Source organism: Azospirillum agricola (assembly GCF_020005195.1).
GTDB lineage: Bacteria > Pseudomonadota > Alphaproteobacteria > Azospirillales > Azospirillaceae > Azospirillum > Azospirillum agricola.
In genome coordinates, this window is record NZ_JAIFZR010000004.1 from 1,075,503 (window position 1) to 1,099,999 (window position 24,497).

General features: G+C 69.5%; 15 protein-coding genes. 4 read left to right on the top strand and 11 right to left on the bottom strand.

Going from position 1 to position 24,497, the window contains the following annotated elements:
• Positions 1-537: 537 nt before the first annotated feature.
• The 8 genes from JN22_RS13445 to JN22_RS13480 form a co-directional block, all read right to left on the bottom strand.
• On the bottom strand, positions 538-3,903 hold the full coding sequence (locus JN22_RS13445) for an ATP-binding protein (protein ID WP_085554387.1): 3,366 nt from the start codon (positions 3,901-3,903) through the stop codon (positions 538-540).
• Positions 3,904-3,923: 20 nt separating this feature from the next.
• On the bottom strand, positions 3,924-6,026 hold the full coding sequence (locus JN22_RS13450) for a hypothetical protein (protein ID WP_085554388.1): 2,103 nt from the start codon (positions 6,024-6,026) through the stop codon (positions 3,924-3,926).
• Positions 6,023-7,822 (bottom strand): hypothetical protein, encoded by a 1,800-nt coding sequence (locus tag JN22_RS13455; protein WP_085554389.1) that lies wholly within the window; start codon positions 7,820-7,822, stop codon positions 6,023-6,025. The genes JN22_RS13450 and JN22_RS13455 overlap by 4 nt, the downstream gene beginning before the upstream one ends.
• 33 nt (positions 7,823-7,855) lie before the next feature.
• A complete protein-coding gene (locus JN22_RS13460) occupies positions 7,856-8,962 on the bottom strand; it encodes a TRAFAC clade GTPase domain-containing protein (protein ID WP_085554390.1) in 1,107 nt (368 codons plus the stop codon).
• A gap of 22 nt (positions 8,963-8,984) precedes the next feature.
• Positions 8,985-9,512, bottom strand: coding sequence for a hypothetical protein (locus JN22_RS13465; protein WP_085554391.1), 528 nt, complete (start codon positions 9,510-9,512; stop codon positions 8,985-8,987).
• 423 nt (positions 9,513-9,935) lie between these two features.
• The gene (locus JN22_RS13470) at positions 9,936-10,247 is read right to left on the bottom strand and encodes a PepSY domain-containing protein (protein ID WP_143268289.1); all 312 of its coding nucleotides are present in this window, start codon (positions 10,245-10,247) and stop codon (positions 9,936-9,938) included.
• A gap of 238 nt (positions 10,248-10,485) precedes the next feature.
• Positions 10,486-11,952, bottom strand: a complete 1,467-nt coding sequence (ccoG, locus tag JN22_RS13475; protein WP_085554393.1) for a cytochrome c oxidase accessory protein CcoG — start codon at positions 11,950-11,952, stop codon at positions 10,486-10,488.
• Between the two features lie 115 nt (positions 11,953-12,067).
• Complete coding sequence (locus JN22_RS13480; protein ID WP_085554394.1) at positions 12,068-12,775, bottom strand: Crp/Fnr family transcriptional regulator; 708 nt, start codon at positions 12,773-12,775, stop codon at positions 12,068-12,070.
• 374 nt (positions 12,776-13,149) lie between these two features.
• Between JN22_RS13480 and JN22_RS13485 the strand changes: the two genes are divergently transcribed.
• Positions 13,150-14,478: a bacteriohemerythrin gene (locus tag JN22_RS13485; protein WP_085554395.1), complete on the top strand. Its 1,329-nt coding sequence runs from the start codon at positions 13,150-13,152 to the stop codon at positions 14,476-14,478.
• A gap of 111 nt (positions 14,479-14,589) precedes the next feature.
• Here JN22_RS13485 and JN22_RS13490 read toward each other — a convergent pair whose 3' ends face one another.
• From JN22_RS13490 to JN22_RS13500, 3 genes are all read right to left on the bottom strand, one after another.
• Positions 14,590-15,279, bottom strand: a complete 690-nt coding sequence (locus JN22_RS13490; RefSeq protein WP_085554396.1) for a helix-turn-helix transcriptional regulator — start codon at positions 15,277-15,279, stop codon at positions 14,590-14,592.
• Between the two features lie 116 nt (positions 15,280-15,395).
• On the bottom strand, positions 15,396-15,833 hold the full coding sequence (locus JN22_RS13495) for an EVE domain-containing protein (RefSeq protein ID WP_143268290.1): 438 nt from the start codon (positions 15,831-15,833) through the stop codon (positions 15,396-15,398).
• Positions 15,834-15,861: 28 nt separating this feature from the next.
• Positions 15,862-16,233, bottom strand: coding sequence for a VOC family protein (locus JN22_RS13500; RefSeq protein WP_085554398.1), 372 nt, complete (start codon positions 16,231-16,233; stop codon positions 15,862-15,864).
• Positions 16,234-17,083: 850 nt separating this feature from the next.
• Between JN22_RS13500 and JN22_RS13505 the strand changes: the two genes are divergently transcribed.
• The 3 genes from JN22_RS13505 (at position 17,084) to JN22_RS13515 (ending at position 24,146) form a co-directional block, all read left to right on the top strand.
• Positions 17,084-19,465 carry a hybrid sensor histidine kinase/response regulator gene (locus JN22_RS13505; protein ID WP_179166150.1) on the top strand — a complete coding sequence of 794 codons (2,382 nt, stop codon included), beginning with the start codon at positions 17,084-17,086 and terminating at the stop codon, positions 19,463-19,465.
• Positions 19,466-19,666: 201 nt separating this feature from the next.
• A complete protein-coding gene (locus JN22_RS13510) occupies positions 19,667-20,713 on the top strand; it encodes an HD domain-containing phosphohydrolase (RefSeq protein WP_085554400.1) in 1,047 nt (348 codons plus the stop codon).
• Between the two features lie 67 nt (positions 20,714-20,780).
• On the top strand, positions 20,781-24,146 hold the full coding sequence (locus tag JN22_RS13515; RefSeq protein WP_223677705.1) for a PAS domain S-box protein: 3,366 nt from the start codon (positions 20,781-20,783) through the stop codon (positions 24,144-24,146).
• Positions 24,147-24,497 lie beyond the last annotated feature (351 nt).

Genomic DNA, 24,497 nt, shown 5'->3' on the forward strand with positions numbered 1-24,497 from the left:
CCGCCGTCCGGCCGGGACCGCGCAGGCGGGGGCTGGGCTGGGCACGGGCCTGCCGCTCGCGCCGCAGCCGGGGCGCCGGGGCATGGACCGGACGGGCGACCGGAGTGGCCGGCCGGGGCGGTCTGGCGGTTCGCGCCGCCGCGGGACGGGCGGACGGGCGCCGCGCGGGCGGGCGTGGCCCAGCCCGGCGCGGCTGGGTGGCGCGGGTCGGACGGGCGCGGGCCGGTCGGGGGCGGGGGCGCGTCGCCACCGCACCCGGCCGCCGGGTCCGGACGGTCCGGCCGCGCCGCGTCTGGACACGGACCGGGGCGTTGCGGGGCCGCGGGGGCCGCGGCGTGGTCCTGCGCGCGGCAGCCGGACGCGCCTGCGGCCGGCGCGCCGCGGCTGGCCGTGCCGTGGAACGGGTGACGCGGGCGTGGCGCGCCGGACGTGGCGCCGAAGGGCGTGCCGCCGGCCGTGCGCGGGGCCGTGGCGGCGGTGGCCGGACAGCCGCGGGCCGCGCGGCCGGCGGACGGGGCGAAGGGGGGCGCGGGCGCATCAGGCGGTTTCCTTCACGGCGGCCAGCAAGGCATCGGTCAGCGGGTCGGGCCGGCCGGCCGCCGCCACGGCCAGAGCCAGCACGTCGCGGGTGGAGACCCGCACACCATGCCGCCCCAGCTCCCAGCGGAGCCGGCCCGCCGAATCGTAGAGGGTCCAGGCGCCGCGTCCGCTCGGAGGCTCATCCGGCAGGCCCGCCACCTGATCGCGCAGCCTGCCGAACCGCTCGCCCAGCCCATGCGCGACGATCGCCGCCGGCAGATCCGGTTCCGCCGCGGGCGGACGCTCCGGGGGGTTCGGATCCGGCCCCGGAGCCGGCCCCGGATCCGGCCGGGGCGCGGGCTCCAGACGCACCGCCTCGCGCCGCGCCAGCATCGCTTCGCGCACGCTCGCGTCGTCGAGCTTGGCGTCGCTGGTCCCCTCGTCGGGCGGGCGGACCAGCACCGGCAGCCCGCTGCGGCGGTCCAGCGTGATCATCTCGCCGGGTCGCAGCTCCGTCCGCGCGAAACGCTGCTGGTCGGCGCTGAGGTTGAGGAGCTGGCTGAACTGCGCGAAGCTCCTCTCCTCGTTCAGGCGGTGCATGCAGATGGCGTAGGCGTTGTCGATCGCGCCACCCACCAGCGACCCCGGCCGCTGGTCCAGCAGCATCACGCCCTGGCCGTACTTGCGGACCTCGGCGAGCATGTTGTTGATGTCCTCGGCGGCCTGCGCCTTGGAGTTGCCCGCGTCCTTCCCGCCGCCGCCGCCCTCGGCGGACAGCAGGAGGTGGGCCTCCTCGATGACCAGCATGTTGAGCCAGCCGCCGCCCTCGGCCCGCGCCGCGCCGCGCAGGGCCGGTCCGGTGGTCTCGATGGTGCCGCGCAGGCAGGACAGCAGGAAGGCCATGATCAGGGACAGGGCCTGGCTGTCGCCCACCATGCCCATCTCCAACACCACCGGCCGCTCCAGCAGCTTGGCGATGTCGACCAGCGGGTCGGTGCCCCGCCCCACCCCAAGGATGTGGCCGAAACTGTCGCGCAGGCTGCCCAGCCGCAGGAAGGTCGAGGCGACGATGGTCGCCGCGTTCTCGGTCTGGCCGCCCCACAGGCCGCGCTGCTCGTGCATCACGGTGGGCCGGCCGTCGACGCTCCACAGCTCCGGCCCCTCTTCCGGGGCACCGCCGCCACCACGCCCCATGGCGCCGATCACGTCGTCCAGATCGGGAAACGGCTCGCCGGGGTCGGACGGAAAATCCTCCGCCGCCAGCCACGGCGCGCCGGGATGGCGCTTGTCCCACAGCGGCCGCCGCCGCCCCTGGTAGGCGCGCTTGATGGCCATCTCGAAGATCGCCGGCAGCGGATCCCACATGTGGTAGGCGGCCTTGAAGCACGACATCAGGCGGCTGACATGGGTCTGCACGCTGACCTGGCGCGGCACGATGAAGGGGTTGAACCGGAAGCCCGAGCAGCGGCCGTCGCCGACGGTGAAGATCAGCAGGTCGTCGCCGGCGTAGCGCATCACCTGGCGGAACTCGTTGCCGCGGGTCGGATCGATCACCAGATAGGGATACTTGGCGCGCGGCGCGGCACCGCCGCGCGGGCGGTTGTCCCAGAGCTGGCCGAGGAAGGACAGGCAGAAGTTCGTCTTGCCCGATCCCGGCGAGCCCGCCACCATCAGCACGCGGTCGCCGACGCCGGCAAGGTTCGGTGTGACACGCTTCGGCCGGATCAGCGGCAGGCGGAAATGCTGGCCGGTCGCCCGCCCACGATGCTGGACGACCCCCATGCTGATGGCGTCGCCGTCGTCCGGCGTCTCCTCCGGCAACTGCTCGAACGGGTTGGGCAGGCGGCTGGCGACCCCGGCCTGGCCACCCGGATCCACCACGGGCAGCCGCCACAGGCCGACCGCCTCGTCGAAGGTGATCAGCATGCGCTGGCGCGCCAGCCGAGGGTCGAACTCGGCGTCGCGCGCCAGGAAAACCTCCTGGTTTTCCAGGGCGAACGCCTGACCGACGAAGGCGAGGCCGGGGGCCGGGGGCGGCCGGTTGCCGGCGAGCAGCGTCCGCTCGTGCAGCTCGTTCGACACCGCGCCCCACGGCATGAACTCCAGGAATCCCAGGTTGAACGCCGCGACCGCCCGTTCCGGCGCGGCCAGCGGCGAGACCAGGGCGAAGCGCCGCGGGCTTTCCAGAACCGGGGTCGGGCCGTCGGGCCTGTTCTCGCCGGTGTAGCTGGCGGCGATCTCGTTCAGCGCGTCCGCGTCGGTCGACGCCACCTGGATGGCGGCCTGGAACAGCTCCTCCTGGAGCAGGGTGACCGCCAGATGCCGGGTCGCCGCGTTCTCGATCCCCAGATCCATCAGGGTCTTGAGGCGCTCGTGCATCGCCTTCGCCTCCAGATCGGTCTTGATCGTCGGTTGCAGGCGAAGGCACAGGCCGGCCGGCCGGCTGGTCGAGGTCAGCGCGGCCAGCGTCGCCATCAGCGAGGAGCCGGTCGCCGGCAGCGGGACGGGCAAGGCGTACAGCGCATCGCCCGTCCGCCCGGCGGGCGGCTGCAACTGCTCCATGTAGCGGTCGCGCCGCAGCGGCGGCAGCGGGACGTTCAGCGCGTAGGACCGCCGGATGTCGGCGATGCCCAGCCCCTCCTCCGCCGGGCCGAGCCAGGCCTGCCCCGGCGTCAGCCAGCACTGGACGCTGTCGTCGCGCCCGGCGGCCGGGCCGGGCGGGCATTGCGCGGAATCGGCCGTGTCGAACGCCCAGTGGATGTCGCGCAGGGTCAGCTCGCGCGGGGCCAGCGCGCGGATCTGCCGGCACGCCTTGCGCGCCAGATCCACGGCGCGGCCCAGCGCGCGCAGGCGCGCCTCGTCCGGCGGGGAACCGCTCGGCAGGCGCACCGCGACCCGCACCAGGATCAGCAGCCGCAGCTGGGTCGGGGCGACGCTGCCCAGCCTCTCCATCGGGGAGCCGCCCGCCCCGTCCCGCGCGCCGACCGCGCTGTTGAGGAGGCGGATGTCGAAGACATGGTGACCGACGTCCCATTCGTGGGCGTTGGCCCGGTAGACCGCCGGCGTGTAGAGGGCGCCGACGACGCGGCCGAACTGGTCGTGGAAACGGCGGCGGTTCTGCCGCAGGATCTCGGCCCGCGATCCGCCGGTCAGCGCGCCGGCGAACGGCTCGGGAAGATGGGGCACCTCCAGGCCGCAGACGACATGCTGGACGCCGGAAACCCAGCAGGCCGGCTTCACCACCTCCTCCCGCAGGTCGGCGTCGCTGGTCGCGCCGGCGTAGGTCAGAAAGCGGCAGCGATCCCAGCCGCCGGGCGGATGCCCGGCCGGCGTCCCCGCGTCCGGCGTGCGACCGGCCAGGATGCCGGGCTCGATGATCCGCATGGCCGCCCCCGCTCCCGCCGTCAGTGCGCGCTGTCGCTCTTGTCGAGGAACGCTTCCTGGATCCCCTGGAAGGCGTGCTCCATCTCGGCGCTGCGGTGCAGGTAGGACGCGCGGAACTCCTGATAGCTTTCGGTGATCGCCTCGACCGCCCGGTCCGTCATCCCGGTGTCCTGTCCGGCCCCCGCCTGCTGGAGACGGCTGTTGAGGGTGACGCGGCATTCCTCGGCCGCCCTCTGGATGTCGAGGACGATCCCCTGGCGCCGGCTGTACTGCTCGGTGCTCTTCGCCAACCGCCCGTCGCCGGGGGAGCTCTTGTAGAGATACTCGCGGATCACGGACATCAGATCGTTCAGCTTGCGGAAGCGCTCGATGCTCTTGTTCCTCTCGACGGTCCGCAGACGCTCGATCGTCTGCCGCTGCTGGTCGGACAGGATGGTCGTGTCCGGCTGGGCGACCGACAGGACCTGCACCTCCACCAGCCGGGCGAGCGGCTGCGGCAGGCGCTCCACCACGGTGCGGGTCAGGGTCTGCGGCAGACTCTTCAGCGTGTCCTCGGCCAGAACCTCGCGATCCTCGTGTTCGAACAGCAGCGGCAGGGCGAACCTCCGCAGCTCGCGCACCAGACAGGTGTGCATGGTCTCGTAGACGCCGGGCAGGATGCGGCGGTGGTTGGCCAGCAGCGCGGCGAGCAGCTCCCGCCCGGCGGCATCGGCGGCGTCGGGATCGGCCGCCGCCCGAAGGATCGCCGGGCGGATCTGCACCCGCACCTGGACGGCGTCGAGATGGCAGGGCAGGCCGTCGCCGTCATGCAGGCCGGTGCCGGGCGGGTACACCAGGGTCCCGGCCCACACGGCCGGAATCACCACCAGCTCATGCTGCTCCCACGGCAGCTTGCCGACCGCCGCCGGAACGCTGGCCGACATCAGGCGGACGTCCCATTCGTCGTCGAACTCGTCGCGCAGCTGTTCGAGGCCGGGCAGATCGAGGTCGGGCGCCGCCTGGATCAGCGCCCGCCGCGCCGCGGTGCAACGGTCGTCGTGCAGCCGCAGGAAGGGACCCGGACGGCATCCCAGATTGCGGAAGACCAGCACGTCGCCCAGGGCGGACGGCAGTGGGCCGTCGTCGCCTCCGCCGATCCATCCGATGATCCCGCGCGGCCCGGCGCCCGGACGGGCCCGGGTGGGATCGACGCGCGCGAAATGCGGGGCGCAGAGACGGAAATAGCCGTCGCTCTCGCGCACCACATCCTCCAGGCCCAGCAGTTCGCTGTCGCCGATCCTGAGCTGCATCCGGATGTCCCCGGTGTCGAGGCTGCGGCGTGCGTCGGCCCGCGCCCCGCGCAGGCTGAGAAGATTCACCAGCAGGACGGCCAGCGGAATCACCACGAACATGCCCCCGGCCAGGACCAGGGCCAGACCGGCGTCGGGGAAGGCGAGCAGCGCCAGCGGCGGGACCGCGCCGACCAGCGACCTCTGCTCGATGGTGAACATCCGGACCCCTCCGGGTTTGCGCCCGTCGTTGATCTCGAGGAACAGCACGATCGAGACGAGGTACAGGCCGCCGGCCACCGCGAGCGCGGCGCCAGCCGACAGGAACGGCACCAGATCCAGCCCGCTCGGTCCGACCAGCGCACAGCCGGCGAAGAGCACGGCCAGACCGCTCAGCGAGGCCCGCAGGCTGTCGAAGGCGGTCCGCCCGTCCCAGGGGAAATGGACGACCAGCGAAGCGAAGACGATCGCCCCCAGAAGCCCGATCCAGCCGGGAACCGCCATGACGGCGACCAGACCGGCCAGATGACGCATCCGCAGCGGAATGGCCGCCCGGAGGCCGAAGGGCTGGATCACATCGGCCAGATGGACGATCCGCGGCCAGCTTCGCCGGGCGACCTGCCAGCACAGGAAGGCCCATGCGGCGAGCAGCGCCGCCCCCGTGGGGGCCAGCCAGACCAGTTCGGCCGGAGCCTTGACCGACAGCACGATCTGCACGCCGTAGAGGGCGGCGAACACCGTCAGGACCGACAGGCGCAGGCGCGCCACGGTCATCGCGAAGCGGACCACGGCGGCGTCGACCCGCCAGGATGGCGCCCAGGACGGCCGCCTGGAGAATGGCAGGGGGCGGCTCATGCGAACTCCTCGGCCTTGGAGGCGGCGGTCTTTTCCTTGGCGACGCTTCGCGTCTGTTCCTGGCGCACGCCGCGGACCACGGTGGCGAGGTCGGCGCATGCCGCGATGTACTCGTCCGCCGCCTGCTCGAAGGTCGTCCTGGCGGTCTGGAACGGTGTGCGCACCAGCCGGACCAGGGCGTCGCCGTCGCGCGACTGCGTCATGGTGCCGGCGATGTGCCGGGTGTTCGCCACCATGCCCTCGGCAAAGGAGGGCTGCTTGCCGCTCGTCCCGTCGCTGCCCTTGACGACCGGGCCGTCCAGCGCGGCCATCGCGGCGTCGATGCGGCTGATCGCCTGGACCGTGCGGTCGGTGAGCCGGTCCAGCAGGACCTTCGATTCGAGCACGCGCTGGTCCAGGATGCGCTCCATCGAGCTGATCTTGTTGAAAATCCGGGTGAAGCGGGTTTCCTCGGCCTCCTGCCGTGGCTTGACGACGAGCCCGGTGAACTGGGTTTCGACCACCCCGTCGAGATCGGGCAGCAGCCGCCGCTTCTCCGAAAGCCAGCGGCGGTTGATCTGCTCCAGCGTCTCGTCGCCGTTCCGCATGATCTCGTCGTAGGTCCGGGTGGAGAAGACCGTCTGCAACGCCTCCAGCCCCCAGGTGCCGACCTGCCTGCGGTAGTGCCGGTAATTCTCGAACAGCTTGCCGAGCCTCGGATCGTCGGCGGGCACCGGCACCCAGCTGTGGACGGCGAGATGGAGGCGGACCCGGTAGCCGTCCCTGGTTTCCAGCGGGGATTGCAACGGAACCTGCCAGCGGGCGCCGCGCTCGATGACCGAAACCGTCAGCTCGGCCCCCAAATTCTCATCCAGCAGGGTAATCAGCCGGCCGGTGTCCAGGATGCGGGAGCCGGAGACGGCGGCGGCCCCGACCCGCGCGATGGCGCCCGGCGGGACCGGCACATGCGCCATCCAGCAGCGGCGCATGTTGCCGTCATGGAGAAAGACCCCGCGCTTCAGGGCGATCTTGAACTCCTGGCTCATCTCGTCGCCCGAAATGAACACCAGGTTGCGCCCATCGTCCGACGCCTTGCCGCGCTGGCTGAACAGCACCTCGCGCAGCGACCGGAGGGCCTGGGGCTGGTCGAGGAACGCGTCCGCGGTTTGCGAGGTCGAAACCAGATGCAGCCCCAGGGCCAGACCGCCGAGCAGAAGCGCGAAGCCGATCTCCAGCCAGAAGTCGAGACCGAAGGAGGTGACGGGGGCGGGATCGGCGGGCGCGGCGACCGGCGGCGGTGCCGCGACGGCAGCCTGGGGCGCCGACGGGGCGGGTCCGGGGTCCGGTGCAGCCGGACGCGGTGCGGAGGGCGGCGGCGTGGGGACCGCGGCGGGCGCGGCTGCGGCTGCGGGCGCCGCCGTGGAGGGCGCCGCGGCCGGCGGGGGCGCCGGCCCGACGACGGGAGCCCAGCCGCCGGACCGCTGCGCCGTCAGCGGCGCCGCGCCGGGAAGGGGGGCGCCGCGCTGGTCGGTGGCCTCCGCTCTCAGGCTTTCGGCGGCCGGGCAGTCCGCCTCGATCCGCGGGCCGAGATTCTGGACGACACGCTGTTGCAGCGCCACGTTCCCCACCAGCTGGCTTTTGGGGTTCAGGCGAAGCTGGACCCGGACAACGCGCGCGCACCAGGGATCGCCCGCCGCGACCACCTCGACGCCGGCGTTGCGTCCGGAAATCAGCAGCTCGTCGGCCCGCGCGAGGCCGGGAAGAAGCGTCGCCACGCCGGTCAGCGCCAGCAGCGGCAGGATGGCGTAGAGTTTCATGGACGCTCCTTCAGCGGTGATGCGCGACCGGTCTCACCGCGCTTCGAGGCCGGCGGCCCACAACACCGGCTCGACGATGTTCCAGGCGGTGACGGTGGTGTTGCGGCGTCCGCCGTCGCCCTGGCTGCCGAACAGGGTCAGGACGCCCAGGCGGTCGGCTTCGGGCGGGATCCGACGCTTCAGATCCGACGCGGCCATCAGCCGGAGCGGGTCGTTGAACACCGGCAGCTCCGTCATGAAGCGCAGGCGCGTGCTGTTGTCCTGCGTGGCCGCCCGCGCGATCTCCCCCGCGCTCAGCGCCGGATCGGGAATGTTCTCGCCGCGCAGCTCGGTTTCCGGAACGTTGAGGCTCGCGCTGGAACCGGGCAGCGGCCGGGGACGCACGACGGTGCAGATGTTGGGGCGCCCCTCGATCCAGCCCGTCGACGAGCAGAAATAGTAATGCGCGTTCGCGCAGTAGGTGTTGACGCGATCGGTCAGCTTCCGGTAGCGGCTCTGCTCGGTGATCCAGCGCTGCGCGTCCCGGATGCGCTGGCGGCGCTGCCAGCCGAGCATGTCGGCCTTGGTGAACAGCAGGGCGATCGGCAGTTCCAGCTTCTGCTGCGACTGGCCGTTCCCGCCCGACCGGACCAGCAGCCCCTGTAGGTCGACCACGGTGTTGGTGAAGGTGCGCAGCAGCAGATCCGGGTCGGCTTCGAGGTCCATCAGCACGATCAGGCCCGTGCAGGCCTGAAGATCCTTCAGGATGTCCTGCCGCCGGCTCTCGGACCAGCCGGCGATCGAACGGTCGGGATCGCGTTCGAAGATCTCGCCGGCGTGGTCGAAGAACTCGACCTCCAGACCGGCGCGGTGGACGTCGCTCGAAATATGCAGGCTGACGCGGCGGTGCTTCTCGTCGAGCGGGGTCTTCGGCGGAAAGAAGCCGAAGTTGATGAATCCGGTCAGTTCATCGCGATAGGCGCTGTTCGCCGGATCGACGGCGACACGGTAATCGCGCTGGACCAGCGCCTCGAGAAGAACGGCGAGAAAGGTGCTTTTCCCCGCTTGGCTGTGCCCGACGATTCCGACCTTCGGCACACGCCGCGACGCGGGCGACGCGGGCGGCGTCGGCGCCGCCCCGGCCGGCTGCTTGGCGCTCATGATGGCCCCTTTCGGCAAAGGATCAGGCGCGGCTGGCCGCCGTGGTCTGCAAACCGTCGAGTTCCGCGGTGAGATGGCGGCGCATCTGCGCCGCGTGGTAGCTGACGAAGTCGAGCAGGCGGTCGAGGGAATGGACGATGGCCCGCCGATCCAGGCGATGGGTCAGCAGTTCCGTTTCGACGACGATGAAATCGTTCGGCAGGTTGCGGTTGTCATCGAGATCCAGGCGGCACTTGATGCCGGGTTCACGGTTCAGTTCGTTCAGCATGGGGAAGAGGGCCGGATCCCCGAGCGGGGAAGCGGAGAGCATCTGTTCACCGGGTATCCACCACGAGATGGTCAGATACTCCCGGTTCTGCGTGCCCTCGTAGGCCGGCGCGTTGATTCCGAAGGTCACGGAGAACGACTCCGCCTCGCCCTCGCCGCCGTCCATCCCGACCAGGAAGCCGGTGCTCATCCCCTCGCCGTCCCCGGTGTCCTCGAATGTCACGCCCTCGGCAATCTCCGAGCAGGCTTCGCGCACCAGACGTGCGATATCCTCGGGCATCATTCGCGATGTCTCCTATGGATAAGCTCAATATATCTGGATGCTATCCACTAATTTTTTCATCTTCAATGAAAAGTATTTCAATATTTTCCTTAATCATACATTCGAATTCATGAATTCGAATGTATGATTTTTACCCAGTATTTGACAGGCGGATGTTGTGCCCGAGGCTGGATTGGTTCCTGGCGAGGGGGGAACTGTGCCCTTGCCGGAGGCTTCCACCGGCTCCGGGCCCGGCCGGCTTGACCGACTCGCCTGCGCGCGGACATTCCGCGCAACATGGCTTGGGGCGCCCACCGGAATCGGCCAAGGGCCCTTGCGCGGCCCAACACGGGCCGGTCCGCCGGCATCAGGAAACAGGCGACGGAACGGTGCCGCTGTCCGGGCGGGCTCCGACGGCCCGACCGGACAGCGGCACGGCGACGGTCAATCCTGCTCGCTGTGCAGAATCTCGGCGGTGCGGGCGTCCACCTTCATCTCCAGCTTGCGCCCCTGGGCGTCGCGGGCCTTGACTTCGTAGAGCTTGTCGCCCTTGCGCTCGATCTCGCTGATGTCGCTGTAGCCCTGCCCGGACAGCCGGTTGACCAGTTCCGGAATCGCCATCGGCGTCGCGACGGACGCGGTCTGCGTCTGCGTCGGTGCGGGGGCGGCCGGCGTGGCGGTCTGCGCCAGCGCATGGGCGCCCGCACCGAGGACGAGGGTGGCCAGGGCGGCGGTGGCGATCTTGACGGCGTTCATGATGCGTCCTTCCTTGCGGTTCGTTGTCATCCAATGACGCCGATCCTGCCGCAGGGCGCTTGAACCATCCCTGAACGGCCCGTTCAGCTTCGGTTCAGGTGAAGGGGCGCGGACATCGGGCGCATCATCGACGTCCGGGGCGGAGACCGCCGGGATGGACCGCCAACATGCGCAGCCGGCTTGGACAACCGGCTTGGGCACCGCCGGCGACCGCCGTCCGGCGGACGCCCATGGCGGCTCAAGGCGCGAGAAAGACGGTTTCGTGCCGAACGGCGGCGTCTCCGGACAATGGGGTTACGACGAACACCACCGGCGTCGACGCCCCCTTCAGCGCCTCCGCGCGGGCACGGACAAGGATGCGGTGGGTGGCGACACTGTCCGGATCCGCGTGAACGGCAAGGCTGCGCGAAGCGCCCTCCGGCGCACCGGCAAGGCTCAGCTCGGCACCGGGAATGCCGACGAGCTCCAACCGATAGTCCCGGCCGGCACGGACCATGTTGAGGATCTTCAGCGTGTAGGCGTTCTGGATCTCGCCGTTCGACAGGGAGACGAACAGCGGCGCCCGGTCGCGCAGCACGCTGACGCTCACCCGCGCCCCGAACAGCAGCCCGGCGATCATCAGACCGGCGACGGTGACAAGGATCGTGGCGTAGACGATGGTGCGGGGCCGGATCGGGCGGAAGCTTGGCGTCGCTCCTCCGCTCCGGGCGATCTGCCCGTTCAGCGTGTCGAAACGGATCAACCCGCCGGGACGGCCGATGCGCGCCATGACGTCGTCGCAGGCGTCGACGCACAGGCCGCAGCCGATGCAGGCCAGTTGCGGCCCCTGGCGGATGTCGACGCCGGTCGGGCAGACCTGCACGCAGGCCCCGCAATCGATGCAGTCGCCGTTCCCCTCGGACCGGCGCTCCTCCCAGCTCTGGGACTTGCGCAGACGCGCGCGCCCCTCGCCGCGCCACTCCTCGTAGGTGACGATCAGGCTGTCCTCGTCCACCATCGCCGCCTGGAAGCGCGGCCACGGGCACATGTAGACGCACACCTGCTCGCGCGCCATCCCGGCCAGCAGGTAGGTGGTCGCGGTGAACAGGGCGGCGAAGGGCAGCGCGTCGGACGACAGGCGCCCGTGAAGCACGTCGCCCACCAGCGTCGGGGCGTCGGTGAAGTAGAAGACCCAGGCGCCGCCGGTGGCGAACGCGATCAGCAGCCAGACGGCGTGCTTGGCCGCCTTCCTCGCCAGCTTGGCGGCCGACCACGGGGCCTTGTCCAAACGGATGCGGGCACCGCGGTCGCCCTCGATCAGCCGCTCGACCCACAGGAACAGGTCGGTCCACACCGTCTGCGGGCAGGCGTAGCCGCACCAGACGCGGCCCGCCAGCGCCGTGGCGAGGAACAGCCCGACCGCGCCGAGGATCAGGAGGCCCGTCAGGTAATAGATCTGCTGCGGCCACAGCTCGATGAAGAAGACATACAGGCGGCGGTTCGCGATGTCGGCGAGCACCGCCTGATCCGGCGCTCCGGGGCCACGATCCCAGCGCAGCCACGGAAGGACGTAGTAGATGGTCAGCAGAACGACCAGCGCCAGCCATTTCAGCCGGCGGAACGTGCCCTTGACCGACTTGGGGTAGATTTTCGCATGCTCGGCGAAGAGGGAACCTCCGGGCGGCGCGGCATCGCCGCGCGGCTCGCTGGCGCTGGAAACGGTCATGGTCGCTCGTCCTTGGTGTCGGACCCGCCTTGCGGGTTGTCCGCCACGCTAGGCCGCCGCGGCTCCCCTGCCTTTGCGAATCCGCAAACCGCGCGGAACGGAGGCCGGATTCCTCCTATCCCTCCCGGTCCACGGCCTCCAGCGCCGGCCCGTCGCAGACGAAGACGTTCGGCATCGTCTCGCGCACCAGTCCGGCGCGCTTGAACTCGGCGATGGTCCGGCTCGCCGTTTCCATGCCGAGACCGAGCATCGCCCCCAGATCCTCGCGGCCGGACAGCCGGACGGGCTCGCCGGGGCAATCCGCGGCAAGCTTCAGGAACAGCCGGGCCAGCCGCCGGCGGGCGCTGCCGGTCGACAGCGCGGTCAGCCAGTCGTCGGCCTGGTGAAGCGACTGGTACCAGCGCTCCATCAGCCGGGCATGGAGGCGCGGCGTCTCCTTGCTCAGCCGCTCGACCACCGCGCGCGGGAGCTGGCAGACCTCGGCCTCCTGCAACACCACCGCCGTGTGCTCGTAGGGCCGGCCGACCAGCACCTCCAGCCCGGCCACGGCCCCGCGGCGCAGCAACCGGACGATGCGCTGCGTCCCGTCGGGCAGGAATTGCACCAGCTTCACCAGGCCGCTGCGGATCGTGTAGAGCGACCCACCATCCTCGCCCACATGGTAGAGCGCGGCGCCCGGCTCGATCCTCAGCTCGTCGATGGGGAGCTGGATCAGGCCGAAGTCGGGATCGCGCAGATCGCCGAACAGGACGAGATCCCGTATCGCGCAGTTCCGGCATCGGGCGGTGCCCAGCCAAGCCGCATCCGTCCGGTAGCGATGCACGACAGGGTCTCCAGCGGTGGTGCTGGTCCGGAGCCTGCGGCAGCGCGCGCCTCCAGGCAAGCGCGCACTTGGCAAGGCCGCCTTTCCGGAAGGCCGGAGCGGCGGCCCCGATGAGAAGGGGAGCCGCGCGGACCCTGCCGAAGCCCGTATTCCCACATTTTTTCCATGGGAATGTCTGGCGACTCCCGGAAAGCGCCGCTATGCTCCGCATGGATCGGTACGATCGGAAAACGATCGTTCAGGAGCGACGATGAGCGATGGCACTTGCGACGGGGTTTCCGGTTTTTCCACGCCATGCCGAGGGTGATGAACCGAAGCGGGACAAACCTCCGCGACCGGCTGGCCGCCGGGCGCGCGCCGGTGCGGCGCACCGCATGACGGGGGTGGCGGCGCTGCTGGATTCGCTGGCCCAGCCGGCGGCGGTCTACGGCCCCGACGGGGCGCTGCTCCACGCCAACGGCGCGTTCCACGCCCTGTGGAAACGGCTGGTCCCGGCGGCCGATCGTGGGCGCAGCGCCAGTCTGGGCGCCGTCACCGCCTTCCTCGGCCTGCCGTGCGACGGCGCATCGCCGGGGCGGTTCCACGACCACGCGTCGGCCAGCGGCGTGATCGCGGCCTTCGCGCTCGCCCCGCTGGCGGGCGGCGGCTGGACGCTGTCGGCCCAGGACGTCACCGACCAGCGCCGCGACGAGCGCAGCGCCGAGCGGTCGCAGAAGATCGCGCTGGTGGCGCTGGCCGACCTCGCCGAGCACCGCGACAACGAAACCGGCGAGCATGTGCTGCGCGTCGCCCGCCTGACCCACGAGACCGCCCGGCGGCTGTGGGCGCGCGGCGACTACCCCGGCAGCATCGACGACGATCTCCTGCGCCATGTCGGGGTCGCCAGCATCCTGCACGACGTCGGCAAGGTTTCGATCCCCGACACCATCCTGCTGAAGCCCGGCCGGCTGACGCCGGAGGAGCGCGCGGTGATGGAGACCCACGCGGCCAGCGGCGCCGCCATCCTGCGCAAGGCCGAGACGATGCTGGCCGGCAGCGTCCAGTTCCGCCTGGCGGCCTCCATCGCCGAATGCCACCACGAGCGCTGGGACGGCGCCGGCTACCCCAACGGTCTGGCCGGCGAGGCGATCCCGCTGGCCGCCCGCATCGTCGGCGCGGCCGACGTCTACGACGCCCTGTCCTCGCGCCGGCCCTACAAGGAGCCCTGGCCGGCGGAGCGGGTGGCGGCGCATCTGCGCGAACAGTCGGGCCGGCATTTCGACCCGCTGGTGGTCGAGGCCCTGCTGGAGGTGGTGGAGGCGCGCGCCGGCGCCCGCACCATCGAATGGACCGCGGAAATGGAGACCGGCATCCCGGCGATCGACAGCGACCATCGGGTGCTGCTGGCGCTGGTCAACCAGATCGCCTACGAGGACAACAAGGGCGACCGCACGGCGGTGGAGTTCGTGCTCGACGAACTGCTCGGCTACACCGCGCTGCATTTCGCGCGGGAGGAGGCGCTGCTGGAGCGCTGCGGCTACCCCGACCTCGACCACCACCGGCGGATCCACGCGGCGCTGCTCGACGAGGTGCGCGGGCTGCAACGCCGCATGGTCGCCTTCACCCCCGGCCTGGGCGAGGAGCTTCACCGCTTCCTCGGCCACTGGCTGACCAGCCACATCCAGGGCGAGGACATGACCTATCTGCCGTATGTGCCGCGCTGAAGGCTCCGGATCGACCGGAACGATGTCGAAGGCCGCGCTCTCCCCGGGGCCCAGCCCATTCGCCCCGCGCCACGCGATGAAGCGCCGGATCGTCCCGCCGACCCGCGCGGCCTATTGCGGCGCGATGTTCTCGGCTTCGCGCCATGCCTTGTAAAGCGCCTGACGGCGACGCGGATAACGCGTCTCCGTTTCGGTCAACGCCCGGATGCGGTCCGTGCGGAAATGCCGGATCGCCTCCCGCCGCTCGCACCACGCGACGACAACGCGCACCCGGTCGAAGAATCCGAGCGCGAAGGGCCAGATGACCCGCTGGCTGTCCGCCCCGTCGCGGTCGCGGTACGAAATGACGAGCTTGCGCTCCGAGCGGATCGCCTGCCGGATCGTCGCCAATTCCGCGTCGCCCGCCGCGGCCGCCTCTCCCGGCCCGATGAGCAGGGTCGAGGCGTCGAGACCGTCGCGCAGTTCGACCGGCAGCACGGCGGCGATCTTGGCGAGGGCGTTGCGGGCGGCGGCGGCGAGCCGCCCGTCCGTCCGTCCGGCCACCCAGCGCGATCCAAGCACCAGGGCCTCGATCTCCTCCTCGGAGAACATCAGCGGCGGCAGCAGGAAACCGGGCTGGAGGACGTAGCCGACGCCGGCCTCGCCCTCGATCCGCGCTCCCTGGGCCTGAAGAACGGCGATGTCGCGGTAGAGCGTCCGCAGACTGACGCCAAGCTCGTTCGCCAGCGCCCGTCCGCTCACCGGCCGGCGGTGCCGCCGCAAAAGCTGAACGAGGTCGAGAAGGCGTTCGGCGCGCGACATGGGTGAGACATCCCTTCCAGGCGATTCCTACCGGGATCCGGGTGGCGGCGCCAGTCTCGACCGGATCCCCCCGCCGTTTTCAGCGGCGCGGTTCCGGCGTGCCGGCACCGGCCGGCTCACGGGGGCAGGGTGGCGTCCATGGTCCGGGCAATGCACCGCATGTCGTGATCGCTGACCTCGAACAGGCCGAAGCGCAGTTGGTAGCCCCAGTTGCGCGTGCCGCCGGTGAAGTCGAGCACGTCGAGCAAAGGACGGATCGGCGCCTCCCGCGCCTTCAGCCAGTCCACGTCGCGCCGGAAGGGCACGAAACCGCCGCCCATGTCGAACTGGTAGGGCCCTCCTTCCCGCACCAGCCCGATGGCGGTGAAGATCTGGAGCTTGTCCTTGCCCCGATACACCTCCGACGGCGAATAGTAGGCGACACGGTCGCCGGGGCCAAGGCGACGCAGTGGCGCCGCCTTGCCGTGGCAGACCTGCATGAACCCCGCGGCGCGGCCGAGCCGGACATGCTCGGCCGAGGCCACGGCGATCCAATTGCGGCTTCCCATGGGCATTCCCCTTTCCTGGCCGCTCGAGGGCCGCTCAATGGCCGTTCGGGGCGAAGACGCGCAGGCGGTGCCCGTCGGGGTCCAGCGCGACGAAGGTGTGGCCGAAATCCATCGCCGTGGGTTCCTGCACGATCGGCAGGCCTCGGGCGGCCCAACCGGCGCAGGTGCTGCGGACGGCGTCGGGGTCGGGAACGACGAAGGCGATCTCGCTGCTGGCCGGCGGAACCTCGGCCCTGGGCTCGACGGTGTGCCGGGCCCACAAGCCGAGCATCAGGCCGGAGTCCATGGCGAACATCGCGAAGGTCGGCGACGCCTCGACCGGCGGACGCCCGAGCAGGTCGGTGTAGAAGGCGACGCTCGCGGTCGGGCTGTCGACGTACAGGAGGACGAAATCGACGTTCAGCATGGCGCGTTTCCTTTGGCTGTCTGATGGGTTCGTGCCGGCGGGGCGTTTGGCGCGCCCTGTCCGGTGAAACCGACCGTAGCCTCCCCTGCTGTCAATTTCTGTCAGCATGGTGGATGGCCCGGCGTCGCCACGCTCTGCCCGACCGATGCCCCGTCCTGTCCGGAACCATTGACGGGACGGGTTGCGAGCGGGGCGGCGAGCCGTCCGGGTGCCGGCACGGAGACGGCCCAGCCCATCCCCCACGCCGCCGCTCCTGGTCCCGGACACGGATCCCTCGACGAAGGTCGGTATTGACGCGACTGCGCCTGCCCTGCGGCAAAGGGTATTCCTTCAAGGTCTTGCTTTAATATTCGGTTTATGTGATAGAGAAATGAATGATCGACAACGATGCTGATAAAATTATCGGAAATTAAGAGAAAGGATCATTGTTAATGAAATTTAACAAACCATTCGCGATATCTTCTAATCCATACATCCATCATTGATAGAAGTTCATAGCCATTCTCAGTTTGAAATAAAATTATAGCATCCGTGTTATGTTGGTTCAGCGTCTCTGGTTCAGCGTTGCGTCAGAAAATTGGTTTCCTCTGTGGTCTCCCTTAAGAAATTCATTAATTTGTGCACGAATTAATGGCCGGCGCTTGAGAGGCAATTCCATGGGCCTCATTCCCTGGACAGTTTCGGACTCTCCATCCGAGGACAGCCGGACAGGCTGAATCGGTCGGTGGCAAGGAAAGAGGACTGCGGACCCATCATGACGCTCCAGCCCACAGCCAGAGAAGCGCTTTCCGGTGTCGGTCGCCGCTCTTTCTGGGGAATCCTGAAAAGGAAATGCGTGAAGCGTTGCTGGATGCTTCTGTCCATCCTTCCCCTGGCCGCCTATGTCCTGCTGCTTCTGGCGTTCGTGTCCCATATCCAGCGCGAGATGCTGCACGACCAGCTCAAATCCCAGATGGAGGAGGCGTCCGAGCGTGTGCAGAGGCTCATCGACCAGGAGTTCGCCTATCTGTCCGGCATCGCCGTTTCGCAAGCCTTGGATTCCGCCGACCTGGACGGTTTCCGGACCGCCGCCGAACTGGCGTGGAAGGAACGGTCGTCCGTCTACACCATCATTCTGAACGATCGGGACCAGCAGCTTCTCAACCTCCGGCTGGGGCAGGGACGGAAGCCGTCCACCTGGGAGACCGAAAGCCTGACGCGGGTTTGGGAGACGGGCAGGCCGACGGTCGGGGATCTGGCGAATGGCATGTTCGCCATCCGGGTTCCCGTGCTGCGCGGCGGCAATGTCCGGTATGTCCTCTCCGAGGTTCTCAGCCCCTGGATACTCAACGACCTCCTGCGTGAGATCGCCGCGAAGGGATGGCTGGCGGCGCTGGTCGACCGCCGGATGACCATCGTGGCGCGCAGCGAGAACGCCGACCGCTATGTCGGATCCTCTCCCACGCCCGATATCGTGCAGAACATCCGGGCGGGCCGCACCGGCCTGGAAACGGTGGTCACGAAGGACGGAATCCCGGCCTACAGCCTGACCATGCCGCTGGAGGACACCGGATGGCATCTGGTCATCGGCATTCCGCAGAGCACGGCGGACGCCTCCTACCGCTCGATGCGCTGGCTGCTGCTCGGCGGCGGCGGCGTGCTTGTCCTCCTGATCGCCTTCGGGCTGTGGGTGGGGTGGCGCAACGTCCGCAGCATGGAGTCCGCGACGGAAAACCTGTCGGCCGATCTGGCCGACGCCCATCGTGAGAGCGACGAGAAATCCGCCCTCCTGGCCATGGTCAGCCACGAGCTGCGCACGCCGCTGACCGGAATCATCGGACTGTCCGAACTCCTGACCAACTCCTATCTCGACGACCAGCAAAAGGAACTGGTCACCCGCCAGACAAGCGCCGGACGGATGCTGATGGGCATCGTCAACGACATTCTGGATTACTCGAAAATCCAGGCCAACGGCATCCAGCTGGAATCCGTCGACTTCGACGTCCTGGCGATCCTGGAGCAATCCATGGCCCTGGCAAGGCCGATGGCCGATGCGAAGGGGCTCGCCCTGGCGATCGGCCAAACCTCCGGCGCGGTCCGCTGGCTTCGGGGGGATCCGACCCGCCTGCAACAGGTGATCAACAATTTCCTGAGCAACGCGGTGAAGTTCACGACGCACGGCGAGGTGCGGCTGTCGATGGGACAGGAGCGCGACGGGGAGGGGCGCATCCTTCTGAAAGTCGCGGTCCGGGACACCGGCATCGGCATCGCTCACGACCAGCAGGAACGGCTGTTCAACCGCTTCGCGCAGGCGAACCCGGCGATCGCGCGGGAGTATGGCGGGACGGGCCTGGGATTGTCGATCAGCAAGCTGCTCGCCGAACGGATGGGGGGGCGCGTCGGTTTCGAGAGCGTTGCGGGTCAGGGAAGCACCTTCTGGCTCGCCATTCCCTTCGACGAGGCCAAGGAACCGGCGCGGAGCCCCGTGGCCGCCACGGCCCCGGCTTCGGAGGAGGAGGGGCCGAAGGAACGGATCCTGCTGGTGGAGGACGACGGCGTCGGCCGTTTCCTGACGCAGACGATCCTGCAAAGAAGCGGCTACACGGTGGTCGCCGCCCTGGATGGGCGGGAGGCCATCGAGACGATCCAGCGCCATGACTTCGATCTCGTCCTCATGGACACGCACATGCCGGTGATGAACGGAATCGAGGCGACCCGGGCCATCCGCGCGCTCGGCGGCGCCTACGCGCGCGTTCCGATCTGGGCGCTGACCGGGAGCACCTTCCAGAGCGACATCGAGGACTGCCTGTCGGCCGGCATGGACGGGCATCTCGCCAAGCCCTTTCTCCCCAAGGAGCTGCTCTCCACGGTCAGGCACGGGCTTGAAAAGCGACACGCCCCGGAGTCCGCGGCGAAGCCGTCGCTGATCGACCGGGGCATGCAGGATGCCATGGTGTCCAGCATCGGCCAGGAGAAGGTCGACGAGCTGCAATCCCTGTTCCTCGACTGGCTGAAGAGCGTGCGCGCCGCCTTCCCCGCGGCGGACACCGACCCGGACGCGCTGTTCGAGGAGTCCCACCGGCTGATCGGCTCGGCGGGAATGTTCGGCTACGCCCGGATCGTCGAGGCCGCGCGGGCGCTGTGCCATGCCTGCCAGTCCGGGGACGCGGCGCTCGTCGCGCGGGAGCACGTCCGCCTGCTGGCCGAGATGGACGCGGTTCGCGAGACTCGGGACGTCATGCCGGCTTCCTGACCGCCGCTGGTGGTTCCGGTCGGCCGCCGTCCGCACCGTCCCCGCATGGCCGCAACAATTGGCACGGGTCTTGCTGCGGGATGGCTCAATCAGGGAGCGGCACTCCGCGTGCCGTGCAAACCGCCGACAGGACCCATACGCCTCTCAGGCAGCGAGGCAATCTGCGTCCGTCCCGCGATCCCTTCGCAAGGAGGACCGATCATGAAAGTTCTGCTGGTCGATGACGACGCCACGGCGCTGCTCATCGCGAGTTCCGTCATACGCCGCATCGACGCCGCCGAGCCCGTCGCCGTCACCAGCCCGATGGAGGCCCTCGGCTGGTTGCAGGAAAACACCCCGGACCTGATCCTCATCGACCAGGTCATGCCGGAGCTCGATGGGCTCGCGATGCTGGAGCGCATCCGGGAGCAGCGCCATCTGGCCGACGTCCCGGTTGTGATGATCACCGCCGAAACCTCCGTCGCGTTGCGGGTGGCGGCCCTGGAGCGCGGATGCACGGACTTCCTGACCAAGCCCATCATCGTTCCCGAGTTGCTGGTCCGGGCGCAGAATCTCCTGCGGCTGCGCACCGGACAGCGCCTGCTGAAGGACCAGGCGGCGATGCTCCGCGTCCAGGTCGACGACGCCACCGCCCTGCTGCGCCAGCAGGCCCAGGAACTGGTCGGCCGGCTCGCCCACGCCGCCGAGTTCCGGGACCCGGAAACCGGCGGACACCTCGAGCGGATGGCCGCCTACGCCGGCCTGATCGCCGACGGGCTGGGGTTCGACGCCGACGAGCGCCGCACGCTCGTCCAGGCGGCCCCGATGCACGACATCGGAAAGATCGGCATTCCCGACTCCATCCTGCTCAAACCGGGCAGGCTGACGGAACCGGAGATGCTGGTGATGCGGCAGCACCCGGTCATCGGCCACTCCATCCTGTGCAACAGCACGCACGGGCTGATCAGCCTGGCGGCCGAGATCGCCCACGCCCACCACGAGAAGTTCGACGGTTCCGGCTACCCGAGAGGCCTGGGCGGCCACGCCATCCCCCTCGCGGCCCGCATCGTCGCCGTCGCCGACGTGTTCGATGCCCTGACCTCGCCCCGCCCCTACAAGCCCGCCTGGCCGCTGGAGGACGCCAGGGCCTTCCTGCTCGCCAACAGCGGCAGCCATTTCGACCCCTCCTGCGTCGCCGTCTTCGTGGCGCGGTGGGGTGCCGTGGTCGAGACCTTTCTCGCCTCCCCGGAACTGCTGGCCCGGGCCTGACCGGACGGCCCCGAAAACGCCCCCCTCGCCCGTCCGCGACACGCCGCCCCTCACCGGAACACCGACCATGCCGACCACAGCCCCCCTTCCCTCCCCGGCGACCAGCCGGCCGATGCCGGCGGCCGCGACCGGCGGAAGCGGCTCCGCCACCGATCCCGCGCGCTCCAGGACGCTGATCCTGGTGGTGTGGCTGGCCACCCTGATTCTCGGGGCCTCGACCTGGTGCGCGACCTGGGTGCTGTCCGAACGGGACCAGCACGACGCCATGCAGCGGGCGCAAAGGGACACCGCCAACCTGGCGCGGATCATCGCCGAGCAGACCACCCGCGCCATCTCCAGCGCCGACCGCGTCCTCCACGTCGTCGGTTACGACCTCCAGCACCGCCACAGCGAGGACACGCTGCTGCGCGACCTGATGGGCAGCGCATCCCTGGAATCCGACCTGCTGCTCCAGCTGGCCCACGCGGACCGCAACGGCGACCTGGTGCAGACCAGCGTCGAGGGGGCGCCGGCCAAGGTGAACCTGTCCGACCGGGAGCATTTCCGCGTCCACAAGGACGGGACGCACAAGGGCCTGTTCATCAGCCGCCCGGTGTTCGGGCGCGCCTCCGGGAAATGGTCGATCCAGCTGAGCCGCCGGGTCGACGCTCCGGACGGCACGTTCGACGGCATCATCGTCGCCTCGCTCGACCCGTTCTATTTCAGCCGGATCTTCGACGATCTCGATGTCGGCGAGCATGGCGTGATCGTCATCTTCGGACGCGACGGCATCCTGCGGGCGCGCAACATCCTCACCAACGAGATGCTCAGCCGTGACCTTCCTCCTTCCAGCGGCCTCCAGAAGGCGGTCCAGGAGGCTCCGGAAGGGTTCCTGCGCACCACCAGCCCCATCGACGGCGTGACCCGCCTGATGAGCTACCGCACCCTGACGGCCTATCCGCTGGTGGTCGCCGCCGGTTTCGCCGAAACCGACTTCATGGCCGAGACCTGGACCCGGCAGCGCGCCTACGTCCTCGGCGCCACCGGCGCGTCGGTCCTGCTTCTCGTCCTGGCCAGCCTGGTCACCTGGCACAGCCTGGTCCAGGAGCGCATCAAGCGGGCGCTGGACGAGGCCATCCGGCAGTCGCGGGCCAACAAGCAGAAGCTGAAGGACATCGCGGAAACCGCCTCCGACTGGTTCTGGGAGATGGACACCGACTTCCGCTTCACCAGCGTTTCCGGCCCCATCGACGGGCAGGAGGCCGACGAGGCGGCCTTTCTCGGCCGCCGGCGCGACGAGATCGCCCTGCGCGAGCCGGGCGACGAGGCGTTCTGGCGGGAACACCGGCGCTGCCTGGAGGAGCATCGGCCCTTCCGCAATTTCGAGTTCACCTGCCTGGAGCCGGCCGGGGGCACGCGCGTCTGGTCGGTCAGCGGCAAGCCGGTGTTCGACGAGGCCGGGACGTTCCGGGGCTATCGCGGCTCGGGGGCCGACATCACCAAGCGGCACCGGGCCGAGCGGTCGCTGGCCGCCAGCGAGCATCGCTACCGCGCCATGTTCGAAGCCGTTGGGCAGCCCATCGTGACCACCGACCAGGACGGCTCCATCATCGGCTTCAACCCGTCCGCCGAGCGCCTCTTCGGTCACCGGGAGGAGGAGGTGACCGGGTGGAGCATCGCCCTGCTGATGCCGGAGCCCGACCGCTCCATCCCGCTGGACCTCCTGAAGCGCTGCCGGGCGGCCGGCCATGCGTCGCCGGTCATGGAGCAGCGCGAGCTGACGATCCGGCGGAAGGACGGCGCCACCGTGCCGGTCGAGATCGCCCTGTCCGGCTGGCGCAGCGACGGCCGCGACTGCTTCATCGGCATCCTGAGGGACCTCACCCAGACCAAGCAGATCGAGGACAGCCTGCGTCAGGCCCGCGACAGCGCCGAGCACGCCAACCGCATGAAGAGCCAGTTCCTGGCCACCATCAGCCATGAGATCCGCACGCCGATGCACGGCGTGCTCGGAACGCTCGCCCTGCTCGGCGACGGCGACCTCGCGCCCGAACATCGGCATCTCGCCACCGTCGCGCGGCGCTCCGCGGAAACCCTGCTGCGGCTGCTGGACGATATCCTCGACTTCTCGAAGCTGGAGGCCGGACGGATCACGATCGAGGAGGCCGACTGCGACCCGGCGCAGGTCCTGGAAACCGTTCTCGAGCTGTTCGAGCCGGGAGCCCGTGACAAGGGCATCGCGCTGTCGGTCGAGCTGGCGCCGTCCGTGCCGGACGCGGTGATGACCGACGCGGCGCGGCTGAGGCAAATCCTCTGCAATCTGGTGGGCAACGCCCTCAAATTCACCGAGGCCGGCCACGTCGTCATGCGGGTCCGGCGCGGTGGGGATCTGGAGGGCGGGCGGTTCAGGCTGGAGTTCGAGGTGGAGGACACCGGCATCGGCCTGCATCCGGAGGCGGCGGCGACCCTGTTCGACCGCTTCACCCAGGCCGACAGCTCCATCACCCGCCGTTACGGCGGAACCGGGCTCGGGCTCGCCATCTGCAAGGAACTCTGCGCCGCGATGGGGGGCGGCATCGGCGTCCGCAGCGCGCCCGGCCAGGGAAGCCTGTTCACCTTCTCGATCACCTGTCTGGCTTCCACGCCGCAGGAACGGACGGACCGGGAGCGGGCCGCGCAGGCCGCCGCGCCGCCGCCCGCGCTTCCCCCCTTGCGGGTGCTCGCGGTGGACGACAATCCGGTCAACCGGGACATCGTGAGGCGGCTCCTCCAACGCGGCGGCCACAGCGTCCTCATCGCGTCGGATGGCCGGGAAGCGGTCCGCATGGCGGAGGAAACCGACATCGATCTGGTGCTGATGGATGTCCAGATGCCGGGGATGGACGGGCTGGAAGCCACGCGCCGCATCCGCGGCCTGGAGAACCGGAACAGCCGGATTCCCATCATCGCGCTGACCGCCCAGGCGTCCAGGAGCAGCCAGTCGGAATGCCTGGCCGCCGGCATGAACGGCTTCGTCACGAAGCCCGTCCGCCCAAACGTCCTGTGGCGGGAGATGGCGGCGGCCCTGTGCGGCCGGGAGGCGGAGGCGGAGGCGCTGCCGGCCGCCCCGCCCGGCCCGGAATCGCTCATCGATCGGGAGCAGAGCGAATCCATCGCCGGCGTGCTGGGCCCGGAAGGGTGGCGCGAAGCCATCGACGGCCTGGCCGCCTCGGCGAGGAAGCAGATCGTCACGCTCCACCGTGCGCTGGACGGCGGCGAGGTGGAACACCGCCGCGTCGCGCATTCGTTGAAAGGCATGGCCTGGAACGTCGGAGCCAAGCGTCTCGGCGCCGTGGCGGCGGAGATCGAGAAGGCCGCCTGCTTGGAGGAGGCACGGCCGCTCGTGGCCGGCCTCGAGGATCTGCTGGCCCGGACACTTGATGCGCTGGAGGGAACGGCGCCCGTCACGGGCTGACGGCGGGCGATGGCTGCGGGCCATGGACAGGCTGCCGCTTCCATGAATTGGCCCCTGCGCGCAAGGAAAGGGAAAGCATAAATTATTCGGGACGCACAATCGACGATCACAGCACGTCCGATCCGTCCCGCCCTCCGATTTGGATCAATGTTTCCACAAACCGGAAACATTCGAAGTGCAAAGTGGAAATGACAGAACCCGTTCGATATGGAGCGTTTCGAAAATGCAAACCAAAACGGAAACGCATTTTGCAAATGCTCTTGTGTCTCGACATCCATCAAGGAGAAAGAATAATCATAAAAATATATGAATTCACCATGATTTTGACGCGACGTACAACGTCAAATAGCC